The 15,419-nt window shown below is 59.9% G+C and carries 19 protein-coding genes and 1 pseudogene; 10 read left to right on the forward strand and 10 right to left on the reverse strand.

What is annotated here, in order from left to right; genetic code table 11:
• Positions 1-6: 6 nt before the first annotated feature.
• Positions 7-351, reverse strand: a complete 345-nt coding sequence (locus tag ACO77H_RS20935; RefSeq protein WP_169955326.1) for a YciI family protein — start codon at positions 349-351, stop codon at positions 7-9.
• 42 nt (positions 352-393) lie between these two features.
• Positions 394-813, reverse strand: a complete 420-nt coding sequence (locus tag ACO77H_RS20940) for a YybH family protein (RefSeq protein ID WP_170056880.1) — start codon at positions 811-813, stop codon at positions 394-396.
• A gap of 148 nt (positions 814-961) precedes the next feature.
• Between ACO77H_RS20940 and ACO77H_RS20945 the strand changes: the two genes are divergently transcribed.
• Positions 962-1,447 carry a GNAT family N-acetyltransferase gene (locus tag ACO77H_RS20945; protein WP_432754521.1) on the forward strand — a complete coding sequence of 162 codons (486 nt, stop codon included), beginning with the start codon at positions 962-964 and terminating at the stop codon, positions 1,445-1,447.
• Positions 1,448-1,467: 20 nt separating this feature from the next.
• A complete protein-coding gene (locus tag ACO77H_RS20950; protein ID WP_170041933.1) occupies positions 1,468-2,073 on the forward strand; it encodes a pyridoxamine 5'-phosphate oxidase family protein in 606 nt (201 codons plus the stop codon).
• Positions 2,074-2,223: 150 nt separating this feature from the next.
• Here the strand turns inward: ACO77H_RS20950 and ACO77H_RS20955 are convergent, their stop codons facing one another.
• Positions 2,224-2,706 (reverse strand): GyrI-like domain-containing protein, encoded by a 483-nt coding sequence (locus ACO77H_RS20955; protein WP_170041932.1) that lies wholly within the window; start codon positions 2,704-2,706, stop codon positions 2,224-2,226.
• 195 nt (positions 2,707-2,901) lie between these two features.
• On the opposite strand from ACO77H_RS20955, the gene alaC reads away from it, so the two are divergent.
• The gene (alaC, locus tag ACO77H_RS20960) at positions 2,902-4,113 is read left to right on the forward strand and encodes an alanine transaminase (protein ID WP_029296464.1); all 1,212 of its coding nucleotides are present in this window, start codon (positions 2,902-2,904) and stop codon (positions 4,111-4,113) included.
• A gap of 128 nt (positions 4,114-4,241) precedes the next feature.
• Here alaC and ACO77H_RS20965 read toward each other — a convergent pair whose 3' ends face one another.
• Both ACO77H_RS20965 and ACO77H_RS20970 read right to left on the reverse strand, forming a co-directional pair.
• Complete coding sequence (locus ACO77H_RS20965) at positions 4,242-5,594, reverse strand: GntP family permease (RefSeq protein WP_169955332.1); 1,353 nt, start codon at positions 5,592-5,594, stop codon at positions 4,242-4,244.
• Positions 5,595-5,678: 84 nt separating this feature from the next.
• Positions 5,679-6,212, reverse strand: coding sequence for a gluconokinase (locus tag ACO77H_RS20970; protein ID WP_432754522.1), 534 nt, complete (start codon positions 6,210-6,212; stop codon positions 5,679-5,681).
• 213 nt (positions 6,213-6,425) lie between these two features.
• Between ACO77H_RS20970 and ACO77H_RS20975 the strand changes: the two genes are divergently transcribed.
• The 5 genes from ACO77H_RS20975 to ACO77H_RS20995 all read left to right on the forward strand — a co-directional run bounded on the left by ACO77H_RS20975 (position 6,426) and on the right by ACO77H_RS20995 (position 10,261).
• Positions 6,426-7,457, forward strand: a complete 1,032-nt coding sequence (locus ACO77H_RS20975; RefSeq protein ID WP_169955372.1) for a LacI family DNA-binding transcriptional regulator — start codon at positions 6,426-6,428, stop codon at positions 7,455-7,457.
• Positions 7,458-7,794: 337 nt separating this feature from the next.
• Positions 7,795-8,118 carry a DUF6124 family protein gene (locus ACO77H_RS20980; protein ID WP_432754523.1) on the forward strand — a complete coding sequence of 108 codons (324 nt, stop codon included), beginning with the start codon at positions 7,795-7,797 and terminating at the stop codon, positions 8,116-8,118.
• A 112-nt stretch (positions 8,119-8,230) separates the two neighbouring features.
• A complete protein-coding gene (locus tag ACO77H_RS20985; protein WP_432754524.1) occupies positions 8,231-8,863 on the forward strand; it encodes a glutathione S-transferase family protein in 633 nt (210 codons plus the stop codon).
• A 10-nt stretch (positions 8,864-8,873) separates the two neighbouring features.
• A complete protein-coding gene (locus ACO77H_RS20990) occupies positions 8,874-9,611 on the forward strand; it encodes an NAD-dependent epimerase/dehydratase family protein (RefSeq protein WP_432754525.1) in 738 nt (245 codons plus the stop codon).
• Positions 9,612-9,760: 149 nt separating this feature from the next.
• On the forward strand, positions 9,761-10,261 hold the full coding sequence (locus ACO77H_RS20995; protein ID WP_169955337.1) for a hypothetical protein: 501 nt from the start codon (positions 9,761-9,763) through the stop codon (positions 10,259-10,261).
• A gap of 37 nt (positions 10,262-10,298) precedes the next feature.
• Here the strand turns inward: ACO77H_RS20995 and ACO77H_RS21000 are convergent, their stop codons facing one another.
• On the reverse strand, positions 10,299-10,868 hold the full coding sequence (locus ACO77H_RS21000; RefSeq protein WP_407073433.1) for a methyl-accepting chemotaxis protein: 570 nt from the start codon (positions 10,866-10,868) through the stop codon (positions 10,299-10,301).
• 21 nt (positions 10,869-10,889) lie between these two features.
• A pseudogene (locus ACO77H_RS21005) lies at positions 10,890-11,618 on the reverse strand (PAS domain-containing protein); the annotation flags it as partial.
• Between the two features lie 739 nt (positions 11,619-12,357).
• Between ACO77H_RS21005 and ACO77H_RS21010 the strand changes: the two are divergent.
• On the forward strand, positions 12,358-12,774 hold the full coding sequence (locus ACO77H_RS21010) for a GNAT family N-acetyltransferase (RefSeq protein WP_169955339.1): 417 nt from the start codon (positions 12,358-12,360) through the stop codon (positions 12,772-12,774).
• On the opposite strand, the gene def is transcribed toward ACO77H_RS21010, so the two are convergent.
• The 3 genes from def to ACO77H_RS21025 all read right to left on the reverse strand — a co-directional run bounded on the left by def (position 12,771) and on the right by ACO77H_RS21025 (position 14,633).
• On the reverse strand, positions 12,771-13,310 hold the full coding sequence (gene def, locus ACO77H_RS21015; RefSeq protein ID WP_432754526.1) for a peptide deformylase: 540 nt from the start codon (positions 13,308-13,310) through the stop codon (positions 12,771-12,773). The two genes, ACO77H_RS21010 and def, sit on opposite strands and share 4 nt — an antisense overlap.
• 3 nt (positions 13,311-13,313) lie before the next feature.
• Positions 13,314-14,267, reverse strand: coding sequence for a YihY/virulence factor BrkB family protein (locus ACO77H_RS21020; RefSeq protein ID WP_029296445.1), 954 nt, complete (start codon positions 14,265-14,267; stop codon positions 13,314-13,316).
• 174 nt (positions 14,268-14,441) lie between these two features.
• Entirely contained in the window at positions 14,442-14,633 is a 192-nt protein-coding gene (locus ACO77H_RS21025) for a CsbD family protein (RefSeq protein WP_029296443.1), read from the reverse strand.
• A 199-nt stretch (positions 14,634-14,832) separates the two neighbouring features.
• Between ACO77H_RS21025 and ACO77H_RS21030 the strand changes: the two genes are divergently transcribed.
• On the forward strand, positions 14,833-15,210 hold the full coding sequence (locus ACO77H_RS21030; protein ID WP_169955340.1) for a hypothetical protein: 378 nt from the start codon (positions 14,833-14,835) through the stop codon (positions 15,208-15,210).
• The last annotated feature ends 209 nt before the right edge of the window (positions 15,211-15,419 follow it).

A 15,419-nucleotide genomic window follows, 5' to 3' on the forward strand; every position in this document is an offset into this window, starting at 1 on the left:
TTGGGTTCAGAGATTCAAATCACGCACGGGACGTACTTCCACACTGCCGACCCGTGCCGCCGGGATGCCGCCGGCCACTTGCAGCGCCTCATTCAAGTCCCGGGCTTCAATCAGATAGAAGCCGGCAAGCTGCTCCTTGGTTTCGGCAAACGGCCCATCGGTGATCGATAACTTGCCGTTGCGCATGCGCACGGTGGTGGCCGTGCTCACCGGCTCCAGGGCCTCGGCCGCGAGCATGCGGCCACTGCCGTGGACCGCCTCGGCATAGGCGTGGCATTCCGGGTCCTTGGGGCTGTCGGGCAGGCTGTGCAGCAAGGCTTCGGCGCTGTAGACCAGGCACAGGTATTTCATGGTGTTCTCCGTTTTCGGACTACTGACTATAGTTGGCAGCGCTCAAGGTTTCAGGTCGAACAGACCGGCGCCGGTTTCCATATCGAAAGGCGCAGACCAGTGCTCATGCACCACCTTCCATTGGCCGTCGATACGTTGATAACCGGCGGTGACGCGCATCCAGCAGGTTTTCAGCACGCCATCTGGCCCAGAGCCACCACAGTGCGCGAGCCAGTGGGCAAAGGCGCTGTTATCGGCGGCGACGATATGCAGTTCATGGAAGTCAAAAACCCCTGGGCCTGGGCAAAACTCCATGCAGGCCTGCCAATGGGCGCGGTAGGCCGCCTTGCCTTTGAACTGCAGGGCATTGACGGCGTCGAACGCGACGATATCGTCGGCGTAAAAGCTGACAATCTGCTCGACATCCTTGGCGACCACCGCGTGTTTCCATTGCTCGATCAGGGTGTTGATTGGGTTGCTCATGGCGATACTCCTCGGGGTGGAAAATCACGGAAGACACCCTTAGTCGAATGACCCGCCTTTGAATCGACAAGCCTACAAAAAATAATTTCGCCAAGGATAAAGCCGCTAGAATTTGCGACTTCCCTGTAGGACTTCGGATATCTGCTCGATGGAAACCCGCCTCGCGCCCTATGAGACGCTGACTGCTACCCAGCAACAGCAACTCGCCAGCCTCGAAGTCCACCCCGAGCAACTGGCCTATAGCGGTGATATCTACTGCGCGCTGAACAGCCTGCAGGTCAACCCAAGCCCCGGCATCAAGGGCTTCGCCCTGCTGGCCGACGACGTTCCCGTGGCCTTCCTGCTGCTCAAGCGCCCGCCCTGCCTGCCCCATTGGGCCGACGCACACAGCGCCACACTGCATGCCTTGCAAGTCGATCGCCACCAACAGGGCCGAGGCTTTGGCAAGGCCTGCCTACAAGCCCTACCCGCCGCCGCCCGCCTGGCCTGGCCGCAGATCAGCGCCTTGGAGTTGTCGGTGGACAGCGACAATGTGGCGGCGCTGGGCTTGTATTTGCAGCAGGGCTGGGTAGACCGGGGCGAAGCATATAAAGGGCGGGTGGGTTATGAGCGGCGGTTGGCGCTACTGTTTTGATTACCGGCAAGGAGACTCCCATGCTAACCACCCTGGACCAACTCGAAACCCTCTACGGCCTGCCCCACGAGCGTGCCCTGCGCAAGGAAATCGCGTTTCTCAATGAGGATTACCAGGCGATGGTCAACGCCTCGCCGCTGGTGATTGTCAGCTCTTCAGGCGCCGATGGCCTCGACGGCTCGCCTCGGGGCGATGTGCCGGGGTTTGTGCGGATCATCGATGAACGCACGCTGGCGATCCCGGATCGGCCGGGCAACAACCGCCTCGATACCTTGCGTAACCTGATTGTGGATCCACGGATTGCCCTGCTGTTTATCATTCCGGGGATCGGCGAGACCCTGCGGGTCAACGGGCGGGCGCAGATTTCCATCGAGCCTGAGTTGCTGCAAAGCTTTGCGGTCAATGGCAAGCCGGCACGCTCGGTGATTGTGGTGCAGGTAGAGGCGGCGTATTTCCACTGCTCGAAAGCCTTTGTGCGCTCCGATTGCTGGAACCCGGACAAGCATGTAGAGCGTTCAACGCTGCCGTCAGCGGGGGCCATCCACAAGCGTTTGAATGATGGGCAGTTTGATGCCGAAGCCTATGATCGGGAGATGCCGGAGCGGGTCAAGGCCACGTTGTATTGAGGCCCTGGCCGGCTCGGGCGCCCCTGAGATCGCCATCGCGGGCAAGCCCGCTCCCACAGGTAATTGCGCGGTACCAGGTTTTGAGTACACCCCGATACAAATGTGGGAGCTGGCTTGCCTGCGATGGCGGTGGATCAGGCGATGTACAGGTTATGCGGACTTTTCGACAGGCAGCCAGATTTCCACAGTACCGGTGCCCTTAACCACATCGAAATCGGCGCTGTAACGCTCAAAATCCGGCCCGGCGACCTTGTAGCCCGACGTCGGCAACCACTCGAACATGATCCGCTCATAGGTCTGCGACAGCGCATACACCGGCCCGTAGTGCGCGAAGACGGCATAACGATTGGCCGGCACTTCAATGGATACAAAGTTGCCCGGCACATCGTGCTTGGCCGGTACTTCGACGCCGGCGATGTAATCGAATTCTTCTTGCGTGGCGTTGTAGCAAACGCCGTAGGTCACGCCGCCAATGCGCTTCTTGATGTCCTTGATGCACGTGTCGAACAGCTCCCACAACTTCGGAATGTCCCCCAGGGTAGCCTTGCCGTAATGGCCGCCGACCCCGGCGATCACCATGGCCTTGCCCTCTTCCATGCGGGGTTCCAGGGGTAGCGTTGCCTGTTGGTTCATCTGCACAATCTCCATGGGTGAGTGACCAAAACCATACCGAGTATAGGGGCATACTCGCTTCATACTCCAGACCGAAAAATTTCCTACGCCATCTGGACAAACGGCTGTCATCGCCCGTATTGTCTGCCCCGCAGGCCACCGCAGTGGCCGACGTCGCTCGGACGGTTCCGGGCGCTTACGTATTCCGAGGCAACAATGGCAGACCAAGGTTCGCCGCGCCGCTTTGCGCGCATAGATCGACTCCCCCCTTATGTTTTCAATATCACTGCCGAGCTGAAGATGGCTGCGCGTCGGCGCGGCGAAGACATCATCGACTTGAGCATGGGTAACCCCGACGGCCCGACCCCACCACATATCGTGGAGAAACTGGTGACCGTCGCCCAGCGTGAAGACACCCACGGCTACTCCACCTCCAAAGGCATCCCGCGCCTGCGCCGCGCTATTTCGCGCTGGTACAAGGACCGCTATGAGGTGGATATCGACCCGGAAACCGAGGCTATCGTGACCATCGGCTCCAAGGAAGGCCTGGCGCACTTGATGCTGGCCACCCTGGACCAGGGCGATACCGTGCTGGTGCCCAACCCCAGCTACCCGATTCATATCTACGGTGCGGTGATTGCCGGCGCCCAGGTGCGTTCGGTGCCGCTGATTCCCGGCGTGGACTTCTTTGCCGAGCTGGAACGGGCGATTCGCGGTTCGATCCCCAAGCCGAAAATGATGATCCTGGGTTTTCCGTCCAACCCGACCGCGCAGTGCGTGGAGCTGGATTTCTTCGAGCGGGTGATCGCCCTGGCCAAGCAGTACGACGTGCTGGTGATCCACGACCTGGCCTACGCCGATATCGTCTACGACGGCTGGAAAGCCCCGTCGATCATGCAGGTGCCGGGCGCCAAGGACATTGCGGTGGAGTTTTTCACCCTGTCCAAGAGCTACAACATGGCCGGCTGGCGCATTGGCTTTATGGTGGGCAACGCAGAACTGGTCAACGCCCTGGCGCGCATCAAGAGTTACCACGACTACGGCACCTTCACCCCGCTGCAAGTGGCGGCGATTGCCGCGCTGGAAGGCGACCAGCAATGTGTGAAGGATATTGCCGAGCAGTACCGCCAGCGCCGCAACGTGCTGGTCAAGGGCCTGCATGAGCTGGGCTGGATGGTGGAGAACCCGAAGGCGTCGATGTACGTCTGGGCGAAAATCCCCGAGGCGTATGCTGCCATGGGTTCGCTGGAATTTGCCAAGAAGTTGCTACTCGAAGCCAAGGTGTGTGTGTCGCCGGGGATCGGCTTTGGCGAGTATGGCGATGACCATGTGCGCTTTGCGCTGATCGAGAACCAGGACCGCATTCGCCAGGCGGTGCGCGGGATCCGCGCCATGTTCCGGGCCGACGGCCTGGTCACCAAGGCCTGATGCCTAACCCGATCCAACGGTCAATGTAGGAGCTGGCTTGCCGGCGATGCACACACCTCGGGGTGCCAGGCATACCGAGGTGATGCTATCGCCGGCAAGCCGGCTCCTACAGTGATGTCAGTGAAGGTTTAAACCACCAACGACAGCAACATGATGAAGCCCAGCGCCACGATGGACAGGATGGTCTCCATGGCCGTCCAGGTCTTGAACGTCTCGGCCACGGTCATGTTGAAGTACTGCTTGACCAGCCAGAACCCTGCATCGTTGACGTGCGACAGAATCAACGACCCCGCCCCCGTCGCCAGCACCAGCAACTCCAGGTTGACCCCCGGCACCATCCCCACCACCGGCACCACAATGCCTGCGCCAGTAATGGTGGCAACGGTCGCCGAGCCCGTGGCAATCCGAATCACCGCGGCCACCAGCCAGGCCAGCAGGATCGGGTTGATCTGCGCCGTCACCGCCATATGGCCGATCACGTCACCCACGCCGCTGGTCACCAGCATCTGCTTGAAACCGCCACCGGCACCGATGATCAGGATGATCGCGGCGGTCGGCGCAAGGCTGGCATCCAGCAGCTTGAGGATCTGTTTGGAATGGATGCCCTGGCGATGGCCAAAGGTGTACAGCGACAGCAGCAACGCCAGGAGCAAGGCGCTGATCGGGTGGCCGATCATGTCCATCCAGTTACGCACGATGTGCCCGTCTGGCAGGGCGATGTCGGCGAAGGTTTTGAGCAGCATCAGGAATACCGGCAGCAGCACGGTGATCAGGGTGATGCTGAAGCTCGGCAGGTTTTTCCCGTCGGACTCGCGGGCCAGTTGGTCCACCAGCTCCTGGGACGGGTTGCCGGGGATGTACTTGGCAATGAACGTACCGAAGATCGGCCCGGCGATGATGGCGGTGGGCAAGGCGACGATCAGGCCGTAAAGGATGGTCTTGCCGATATCCGCGCCAAACACGCCGATGGCCAGCAACGGCCCCGGGTGCGGCGGCACCAGGCCATGCACCGCCGAGAGGCCGGCGAGCAGCGGGATGCCGATCTTGATCAGCGACACACCGGTGCGCCGCGCAACGATAAACACCAGCGGGATCAGCAACACAAAGCCGATCTCGAAGAACAGCGGGATGCCCACCAGGAAGGCGGCGAACATCATTGCCCACTGCACCTTGTCCTTGCCGAAGGCGCGGATCAGGGTTTGGGCGATCTGATCGGCACCGCCGGATTCGGCCATCATCTTGCCGAGCATCGTACCCAGCGCCAGGATTATCCCGACAAACCCGAGCACGCCGCCGAAACCGTCCTGGAAGGCCTTGATGATCTTGTCCACGGGCATGCCCGAGGTCAGGCCCAGAAAACCTGAGGCGATGATCAGGGCGATAAAGGGGTGAACCTTGAACCGGGTGATCAACACGATCAACCCGATGATGGTGACCACTGCATCGAGCAGCAGGTAAGACTCGTGGGACATGCCAAACATGGGGGTCGTCTCCTGTTTGTTGTTGTTATTAAAGCGGGTGTTGAGTTTCGTGCCGTCGGATAGCGCTATCTTTCAGCCAAAAAATCATCGGGAAGGTTCAAAGCCGTGGGTCAGCCACCACGCGTGGGTCTGCGCGGCCAACGCCTCGATGCTGTCTTCACTGGCATTGAGGGCCAGGGTCAGCGGCTCGCCAATGGGCGACTCGAGGGTGGCGAACTGGCTGTCGATCAGGCTGGCCGGCATGAAATGGCCGGGGCGATGGGACACACGGTCGGCGGCCACCTCGCGGGTCAGTTCGAGGAAGACAAAGCCCAGGCCCGGCGCGGCTTCGCGCAGGTGATCGCGGTATTTTTTCTTCAGCGCCGAACAGGTCAGCACCGGATGCTCGCCGGCCTTGAGCGCACGGCGCAGCTCATCGCAGAGGATATCGAGCCAGCCGGCACGGTCGTCGTCGTTGAGAGGATGGCCTGCGCTCATCTTTTCGATGTTGGCAGTCGGGTGAAAGCTGTCGCCTTCAATGGCGGTGGCGCCGCTCAACAGGCACAGGGCCTCGCTGACACTGGACTTGCCACAGCCGGAAACACCCATGATGACCAGGGCGGTAACAGGTTGACTCATGAAACACCTCAGGACGCAGATAGCGCTACCTTTGCACGCCCTAAGGCTAGTGCAAAAACAGGCTTTTCCCGCGCCTAATTGTCATTTTTATGGAGTGACGCGTGCATCCTCTCCAACTGTTTGCGCAAGGATCAGGCAACCCTTTGCGCAAGTATTTGCAGGCCTTTGGAGACAGCGCTACCTTAGTGCCTCGATTTTTGTTTGGCAAGCCGCCTGATGACCTCCAAGAACGATAAAAATACCCGCACGACGGGTCGCCCTACCCTTAACGAAGTTGCCCGCCTGGCGGGGGTCAGCCCGATTACCGCCTCCCGGGCCCTGCGCGGGATCAGTACCGTGGCCACCGAACTGGTGGAAAAAGTACAGAAAGCCGCCGCCGAGCTGAACTACGTGGTCAACCCCGCCGCCCGCGCCCTGGCCTCGGCCCGCAGCCAGTCGGTGGTGGTGCTGGTGCCCTCGCTGTCTAACCTGCTGTTTATCGAAACCCTGGAAGCCATCCACCAGGTGCTGCGGCCCAAGGGCTTCGAAGTGCTGATCGGCAACACCCACTATTCCCGGGACGAAGAAGAAAACCTGTTGCGCAACTACATGGCCTACCAGCCTCGGGGCCTGCTGCTGACCGGCTTTGACCGCACCGAAAGCGCCCGGCGCATGGTGGAGTCGAGCAATGTGCCCTGCGTGTACATGATGGACCTGGACCCGACGGCCGGCCTCAACTGCGTCGGTTTCTCGCAGATCAGTGCCGGTGAAACCGCTGCGGCGCACCTGATCTCCCGGGGCCGCAAACGCCTGGCCTATGTCGGCGCGCAACTGGACCAGCGCACACTGCTGCGCGGTGAGGGTTTCCGTCGTGGCCTGCAACAGGCCGGCCTGTATGACCCGGCCCTCGAACTGTTGACCCCGCGCCCCTCGTCGGTGGGCCTGGGTGGCGAGTTGTTCCTGCAACTGTTGGCCAGCCACCCGGACGTGGACGCGATCTTCTTCGGCAACGACGACCTGGCCCAGGGCGCCCTGCTCGAAGCCCTGCGCCACGGGATCAAAGTGCCACAGCAGGTGGCGGTGCTGGGCTTCAACGACCTGCCCGCCTCCAGCTTCATGGTGCCGCGCCTGAGCAGCATCAGCACCCCACGCGAAGCCATTGGCCGACGCGCGGCAGAGCATTTGCTGACGGTGATGGCCGGCAACAAGATCGCCCGGCCGGTGGTGGATATGGGGTTTGAGTTGAAGGTGCGCGAGAGCACCTAGGTATTAGCTGTAGGAATAGACTGACTCTTTGGCAGCGCCTTGCTCCGTTACCTACGGTTGCGTCAGAATCCGCCGGCTTGTGCGCCTGGGTGGGGCTCTCTAAGGTGGCCCGGTCGCTGAACTTCTCGGTGATCGGGTTTAGTAGCCTGAGCTTGAACAACCTAAGTGCATGAGCTTCCCCTGTCAGACGTCCTTGTCTGTGCTTGATGGTGGCTGCGCGCAGGGCGCCTTCGGGCGCGCCGGCTTTGGGTGTTCACCGGTCTACTAACCTGCGTGCAGCCGCCACCCTAATTCGTTTAGTAGCGATGAGGTAGCGGCCCGAATTAGGAACACCCTTATGTTCAAAATTACTCCCAACCCCCCGCTTCACGACGCAAAACTCAACCAGGCCGCCCACCGCGCCATTGATCACTACCTCAATCCCCCGACCGCCCCGGCGCCCGAACCTTCCACCCTGTTCACCGTCACTTCCGGCGCCAGCAGCGAAAGCCTGATTGCCAACAGCTATGAAACCTTTTCCTCCGTTACCACGTTGCTGCTGGACCTGTCCGAAGACCTGACCGGCAAAGACCGTGACAGGGCCCTGGCGATTCACCAGTTGAGCGAGTTGGGCGTGTTGCTGATGGGCACACTGATGGACCAGCAAACACCGCACAACTAAAAGCCCAGACGCGATCAAAAAGGTGGGAGCTGGCTTGCCAGCCCCCACTTTTTTTACCGTGCCCACCTGGCCCCTGCTAAATTGCCCAACTCACACCTGCCAGGGAAGCACCATGGGACACGCGCTGAAAATCTTGGGTCGCACTTCGTCCATCAACGTACGAAAAGTCCTGTGGACCTGCCAGGAACTGAACATCCCCTACGAGCGCGAAGACTGGGGCATCGGCTTCACCCCCACCCAATCACCCGCCTTCCTCGCCCTGAACCCCAACGCCCAGATCCCGGTGATCATCGACGACAACGGCGTGCTGTGGGAGTCCAATACCATCTGCCGCTACCTGGTGGGCTTGCACCAGCGCCATGACTTGCTGCCCACCGCCCCCGCGCCACGGGCCAGGGTCGAGCAATGGATGGACTGGCAAGCCACCGAACTCAACCCGTCCTGGGGCTATGCCTTCCACGCCCTGGTGCGCCAGAATCCGGACTTCCAGGAGCCGCAGCGCATTGCTGGCGGTGTGCGCGGTTGGAACGACAAGATGGGGTTGCTGGAGCAGCAACTGAGCAAAACCGGCGCCTATGTGGCTGGCGACACCTTCAGCCTCGCCGATATCCTGATCGGCCTGTCGGTGCACCGCTGGCGGATGACACCCATGGAGCACCCGTCCTACCCGGCTGTCGATGCGTACTACGCCCTGCTCAGCCAGCGCCCAGGTTTCCAGGCCTTTGCCCTCGACGGTCACAACTAAGGATTACACGATGAAAGGACTCAACGTACTGCTCACCGGCGCCTGCGGCAGGATCGGCAAGACATTTTTCGAAGCGTCGAAAGATCGCTACCGCTTTACCCTCACCGACCGCGTCGCACCGGGCTTCGCCCTCGACGGCCATCGCTTCGTGCAGGCCGACTTGAGTGACAAAACGGCCCTCACCGCGCTGCTCGACGGCATCGACGTGGTTGTGCACCTGTCGGGCATTCCCCACGCCAGCGCCACCTTCGACGAACTGCTCCCCAACAATATCCTCGCCACCACCTATCTGTTCGAAGCGGCCGTGGCCGCCAACGTCAAGCGCCTGGTCTTCGCCAGCAGCGCCCAGACCATCGAAGGCTACCCGGTGGATCGGCAAATCACCCCAGGCATGCCGGTGCTGCCCGCCAACCTGTATGGCGTGAGCAAATGCTACGGCGAAGCGCTGTGCGGCTATTACGCTGCCAAAACCCCACTCTCCACCATCGCGTTACGCATTGGCGCGTTTGAATTTGCCGAAACCCACGACCTGAACAACGCCCGCGACCTCAGCGCCTGGCTCAGCCCTCGGGATGCCGTGCAGTTGTTGCAACGCTCGGTGGAGGCCGAGGGGGTAAAGCACCTGATCGCCCATGGCATTTCCAATAACCGCTTCAAGCGCCTGGACTTGAGCGAGACCACACGGGTTCTTGGGTATCAGCCGCAGGACGATGCCTTCCAGGTCTTCGAGATTCCCATCACCTACTGAAGGCAATGGCCGCCGACGGCAAACATTGGCCGTCGGCAACCCGCTTGCAGCCTAAAGACTGCCCTCACAGCCAATGAACACAGGGGTTCAGGTCCCGGCACGCTAATTGCTAAACCCTATGGACCGTTCAAAACCACAGGTGCCCGATCATGTTGGTCAATACCCAAGTCTCGTCCGTGATCCAACAGTCCAAACGCCCCGACCTGGACCCGGCCAACGCCGCCGCCAGCGCGCTGTACAGCGGCGTGATGCAGAACGTGCAGAACGCCGTTGCCGCAACCCAGGTGCAAGCAACGCAAAAGGCTACCGACACCACGGCCAGCAATGTGGATGCCGCGTTTGCCAAGACCCGCCTGCAACTGCAAGCAACGCCGCCGACCAGCGCCACGCCGGCCACCTCAGCCAATACCCAGGCTCGCACAGAATTCAATGAGTACATGACCAAGACGCCGGCCGAGCGCATTCGCGATCAGATCCTCAAGGAAAAGGGCCTGACCGAAGAAGAAGTGAAAGCGATGCCTATCGAACAGCAGAATGCCATTGCCCTGGAAGTGACTGAGCGCCTGAAAATGCAGGCGGCGCAGCAGTTTGCCGAGAAGACTGCCGACCCGCAGATCAAGGCCGTGAAAGACACCCTGGCGGCGATCTGACCCGTGTAGGAGCCGGCAAGCCGGCTCCGTTGGGGGGCTATTGCAGTTGCAGGGTGGAGTTGAACTGACCGATGGCATCCACCACATGCCGCGAGCCTTCCTGGATCTCCAGGATCACCTGCCCCGCTTCATTGGCCAACTCCACCCCCAGCCCGGTACGGCTCAGGCTCGACTGCATGCTCGATACCGCGCTCAGGGACAAATCGTGGTTTTTGCGCACCACGTCGACAATCTCGATCGTCGCCTGGCTGGTACGCGCCGCCAGGCTGCGCACCTCGTCCGCCACCACTGCAAAACCACGGCCGTGCTCACCCGCGCGGGCGGCTTCAATCGCCGCGTTGAGTGCCAACAGGTTGGTTTGATCGGCAATCCCGCGAATGGTCTGCACGATGGTGCCGATAATGTCCGACTGCTTGCTCACCGCATCGATGCTCAACGCCGCTTCATTCAGGTCACGGGAGATTTCTTCGATGATCTGCACCGTCTGCTGCACCACTTGCGAGCCCTTGCGGGCGCAGGCGTCGTTCTGTACCGAAGTGGCGTGGGCCGAGTCGGCAGCGTTACGCAAGGTGGTGACCTGTTCGGTGATGTCACTGGCGAACTTCACTACTTTGTACAGGCGGCCGTTGGTATCGAAGATTGGGTTGTAGGAGGCTTCCAGAAAAAGTGTCTGACCCTGCTTGTTGCGCCGTTCAAAACGGTGGGAGTGGAATTCGCCGCGGTTGAGGGAGGCCCAGAATGCTTTGTAAGCCGGCGACTCCACCTCGGCGCGGTGGCAAAACATGCTGTGGTGCTGGCCAACGATTTCGCCGAGGGAATACTGCACCGTCTTCAGGAAATTCTGGTTGGCATTGAGGATCTGCCCCTGGGGCGTGAACTCAATGACGGCCATGGAACGGCCGATGGCGTCGATCAGGCTTTGGTTTTCATGTTCACGGTGGATCCGCTCGGAAATATCCGACGCCACCTTGATCACGCTCTGCACCTGTTTATCCGGGCCGAACACTGGCATGTAGCTGGCCTCCAGCCACACTTCCTGACCGCTCTTGGTCAAGCGCATGAACGTGCCGCTGATGGGCTCGCCCTGGGCCAGGTCGCGCCACAACTTGGCGTAGGCGTCGCTGCGGTAGTAGGACTCTTCACAGAAGATTCGATGGTGTTTGCCGCGTACTTCCTCGGCGCTGTAGCCCATGGTCCTACAGAAGTTTTCGTTGGCATCCAGTACCACGCCGTCGCGATCGAACTCGATCATCGCCATCGAACGACTGATGGCCGCGAGCTTGGCTTGGGCCTGGGTCAGCGCACAGGAAAAACGCTCGATTTCCAGCAGGTCGGATTTGTGGTGGAGGTTAAACATGATCGGATCACCTTCAGCGCTGTCTTTGAATGACGGTTAGTTCTTGGATTTGACCCAGTACAACTTTCCACAAAACAGGCAAACGCATCCGTCCAGAGACAGGACAAGTGTCAGGCGATAGATAAATGATGGCCAATCGGAGAGTCCATGGGGCAACGCTCGTTTCAAGGCATCCTTTTCTTGATGACCCCCTCAGGGGTCCGCTTTAACCGACACACGTAAATCCATTTAACCTGATGCTCCTTTTTTCCCGGCGCTTTGACATACGCACTCATCTATTCACGGTTTGTATAGTGCTCATCAATCACTATGCAATCGGCCACCCAAAACGCTTCATATGGCAAGCGACATAAGTGGTTATGGGTGAGCATAGACAGGGCTTGGCGCTATGCAAGGCCAGTAATCAGCCAGTATTGATGAACAGGTATTGGAGGGGGACGTGCGGGGGGATGTCAGTGTGTATCGATACCGTATAGGAGCGAGCAAGCTCGCTCCTATAGTCAGGCACTCAGTGACCGAACAGGCCTGTCTCGGTTTTCTTGGCTTTTTTGTCCGCGCGTTTTTCATCGGCGGTCTTTGCCGGTTTCTTCTTCGCGGCTTTCTTTGAATCCATACCTTTGGCCATGATGCATGCTCCACTAACAGAGGAAGTAACAAGGGGTATAACACCTATTGCCCAACAGAAGGCGCTTTGCCCGACTTATAATCCCCGGCTCTTGATCACGCCTGTCGAACTACCATGCCCGAGTTGCACATTGATCTACTGGCAGAGCCCCTGTGGCCGCTGCTGAACAAGTTCTACCGCAGCCACAATTCCTCGATGAAAGCCCTCAAGGGCGGCCAGTTGTGGGTGGCGCGCAATAGCGAGATTGTCGCCGGGCTGTGCCTGAGCCCTGTGGTCGGCGGCCAGTGGCTAACCGGGTTGTTTGTCGATCCGACATTGCGCGGGCAAGGGCTGGCAGCGCGGCTGATCGCCAAAGCCATCGCGCCTGTTGAAGGCACCGTGTGGTTACTGTGCCACCCCGACCTGGAAGAATTTTATGCCGCCCAGGGCTTCAGCCAGCAGACCGTGTTGCCACAGTCGTTGGCCGAGCGCCTGGTGCGCTATAAACGCAACAAGCCGATGATTGCCATGGGCCTGTGCCGCCAAGGTTAAGCGTCGGCGGCGGGATCCAGCTCCGGGAACATCACCTCGATAAACCCGAACTTGCTGAAGTCTGTAATCCGCGAGGGGTACAGGCGGCCGATCAGGTGGTCGCACTCATGCTGCACCACCCGAGCGTGGAAACCGTCGGCAATCCGCACAATCGGCTCGCCCTTGGGATCAAACCCCTCGTAGCGAATCTGCTGGTAGCGATCCACCGCACCGCGCAACCCAGGTACCGATAGGCAGCCTTCATAGCCCTCCTCCAGCACCGGGCTCAGCGGGGTAATCAGCGGGTTGATCAGGATGGTCTGGGGCACCGCCGGCGCATCCGGGTAGCGCTCGCTGCTCTCGAAGCCGAAAATCACCAGTTGCAGGTCGACACCGATCTGCGGCGCGGCCAGGCCGACGCCGCCCACGTGTTCCATGGTCTGGAACATGTCATCGATCAACTGCCACAGCTCGGGGCTGTCGAACATTTCCGGTGGCACCGTTGGCGCGATACGCAGCAGGCGCTCATCGCCCATTTTCAGGATTTCACGAATCATCGGTCAGGTTTCATCAGTGGTGGGCTTGGGAATCGAATGGTCCCGGCCAAGGCCCGAGACATGCTGTTTTTCATCGGGGTGATGCTCGCCAAAATCCTTCTCACCGGGGTCCTTGCCTTCGGCAGACATATGCTCGATCACTGCGTTCATCTCCGCGCCCAGCAGCAACACGGCGGCGGAAATATAGAAGTACAACAGTAGGACGATGATCGCGCCGATGCTGCCGTACATGGCGTTGTAGTCAGCGAAGGTCTTGACGTAATAGCCAAAGCCCAGTGAAGCCACGATCCAGACCACCACCGCCAGCACCGAGCCTGGCGTGATAAAGCGAAATTTCTGCTTCACGTCCGGCATCACGTAGTACATCAAGGCCACGGCGAACATCAGCAGGATCACGATCAACGGCCAGCGCAAGATGGTCCACAGGGTCACGACGAATTCCTGCATGCCGATCTGCCCGGCCAGCCATTCCATCACTTGCGGCCCCAGGACCATCAACGCGGCGGCGGCCAGCAACATGCCAGCAATGCCCACGGTGTAGAGAATCGACAGCGGGAAACGTTTCCAGATCGGCCGGCCTTCCACCACGTCGTAGGCGGCGTTCATCGCACTCATCATCAGGCGCACGCCCGCCGAGGCGGTCCACAGCGCAATGACGATACCCACCGACAGCAGCCCACCCTTGGATTGCTGCAACTGGTCGATCACCGGGTTGACCTGCTCCAGGGCCTGGGGCGGCAACACCAGTTCCGACTGCAGGCGCAACCAGCTGAAGAAGTCCGGCAGATGCAGGAAACCGATCAGGGCAATCAGGAACAGCAGGAAGGGGAACAGCGAAAACAGCATCTGGTAGGCCAGTGCCGAGGCGTAGGTAGGCATCTCGTCGTCGATGAACTCTGTGACGGTGCGCATCAATACGCGGTGCAGCGGCAGATCTTTTAATACCGGAAAAATCATAGCGTCTCCTTTCGCCGCAAAAGGTTGAGTTCGTGGGCGACTCAGGGGCCGTTTTCTACATCAAGGTAGCCTATTTGGCGACCTTGAAACAATTTCGAAACTTTAAACATCGGGTGTGACACAAAAACGGCCATCCGTGGATGGCCGTTATGCTGCATGGTGCAAACGCTGGAATCAGGCTTTGTCGACGGTATTCTTTACCGCGTCCTTGACCTTGCCGACCGCTTGCTGGGCTTCGCCCTTCTTCTCTTGGATCTTGCCTTCGGTCTCAAGCTTGGTGTTGTCAGTGGCTTTGCCGACACCTTGCTTGATGTTGCCGATGGCTTCGTTTGCTAAACCTTTTGCCTTATCCGCTGTGCTGCCCATGGTATTTCTCCGTAAGAACAATCAAGGGTTTTGGTCATTACGTAAGGGTTGACCCTGGGCCTCTGCGCAGAGTTTCAATTATTTGCGTAAGGCATTTCATCACCCAGCACAGGTTTGGCTTTATGTTTTGCGGCCAACCCCCGAGAATGCCCGGCAGATTCAGGCTCAACCGCTGAATAACAGATCCCGTAGGAAGGTTATGAAACTCAATAAATCACAGGCCATCGCCCGCAGAAACCTGGAACTGGGCGGTGCCGTGCTCGGCGTCAACAACTGCCACTTCACCGACCTGGACCGCAAGCGCAACATCTGGTGGTTCGACCTGCCAGTGGCACGCATCGCCATCGGCCAGTACGAGTGGATTCATTTGTTGATGCACAACGCCGAGACCGACCAGTTGCTGCACCTGAAAGTACCGACCGTGTACCTGCGTGAAAAGCTTGAAGGGTTGGTGGTGCGCAACGCGGGCAAGCGCAAGCCGGAGATTACCCTGGAGCTGAGCGCGGACAAGGATTCGTTCCTGAAAGATGTACGCCCGGCAGGCGTTGGCGTGAGCTTCGCGCAGTTCGCCCTGTAAATACCCGATCACAAATGTGCGGGCTGACATGACGCCATCGCGGGCAAGCCCTAATGCCAGTCAGTTAAGCGCAGCCCCCCCTGTGGGAGCGGGCTTGCTCGCGAAGACGTCGGCCCAGCAAACGATGTTGGCTGACCCACTGCTTTCGCGAGCAAGCCCGCTCCCACAGGGGGTTGTGCTGTACAGGAGTTTTGAGTGTGGCCCAGGAA

Source organism: Pseudomonas sp. WMBT8 (assembly GCF_050916005.1).
Classification (GTDB): domain Bacteria; phylum Pseudomonadota; class Gammaproteobacteria; order Pseudomonadales; family Pseudomonadaceae; genus Aquipseudomonas.

Bases quoted from the DNA above. Each gene is read 5' to 3' on its own strand.
- ACO77H_RS20945 (WP_432754521.1), top strand. From the start codon at position 962: ATGGAAACCCGCCTCGCGCCCTATGAGACGCTGACTGCTACCCAGCAA.
- ACO77H_RS20965 (WP_169955332.1), bottom strand. From the start codon at position 5,594: ATGTTTGGCATGTCCCACGAGTCTTACCTGCTGCTCGATGCAGTGGTC.
- ACO77H_RS20935 (WP_169955326.1), bottom strand. From the start codon at position 351: ATGAAATACCTGTGCCTGGTCTACAGCGCCGAAGCCTTGCTGCACAGC.
- alaC (WP_029296464.1), top strand. From the start codon at position 2,902: ATGGCAGACCAAGGTTCGCCGCGCCGCTTTGCGCGCATAGATCGACTC.
- ACO77H_RS20980 (WP_432754523.1), top strand. From the start codon at position 7,795: ATGTTCAAAATTACTCCCAACCCCCCGCTTCACGACGCAAAACTCAAC.
- ACO77H_RS20995 (WP_169955337.1), top strand. From the start codon at position 9,761: ATGTTGGTCAATACCCAAGTCTCGTCCGTGATCCAACAGTCCAAACGC.
- def (WP_432754526.1), bottom strand. From the start codon at position 13,310: ATGATTCGTGAAATCCTGAAAATGGGCGATGAGCGCCTGCTGCGTATC.
- ACO77H_RS21030 (WP_169955340.1), top strand. From the start codon at position 14,833: ATGAAACTCAATAAATCACAGGCCATCGCCCGCAGAAACCTGGAACTG.
- ACO77H_RS21010 (WP_169955339.1), top strand. From the start codon at position 12,358: ATGCCCGAGTTGCACATTGATCTACTGGCAGAGCCCCTGTGGCCGCTG.
- ACO77H_RS20940 (WP_170056880.1), bottom strand. From the start codon at position 813: ATGAGCAACCCAATCAACACCCTGATCGAGCAATGGAAACACGCGGTG.
- ACO77H_RS20955 (WP_170041932.1), bottom strand. From the start codon at position 2,706: ATGAACCAACAGGCAACGCTACCCCTGGAACCCCGCATGGAAGAGGGC.
- ACO77H_RS20990 (WP_432754525.1), top strand. From the start codon at position 8,874: ATGAAAGGACTCAACGTACTGCTCACCGGCGCCTGCGGCAGGATCGGC.
- ACO77H_RS20970 (WP_432754522.1), bottom strand. From the start codon at position 6,212: ATGAGTCAACCTGTTACCGCCCTGGTCATCATGGGTGTTTCCGGCTGT.
- ACO77H_RS20950 (WP_170041933.1), top strand. From the start codon at position 1,468: ATGCTAACCACCCTGGACCAACTCGAAACCCTCTACGGCCTGCCCCAC.
- ACO77H_RS21020 (WP_029296445.1), bottom strand. From the start codon at position 14,267: ATGATTTTTCCGGTATTAAAAGATCTGCCGCTGCACCGCGTATTGATG.
- ACO77H_RS20985 (WP_432754524.1), top strand. From the start codon at position 8,231: ATGGGACACGCGCTGAAAATCTTGGGTCGCACTTCGTCCATCAACGTA.
- ACO77H_RS21025 (WP_029296443.1), bottom strand. From the start codon at position 14,633: ATGGGCAGCACAGCGGATAAGGCAAAAGGTTTAGCAAACGAAGCCATC.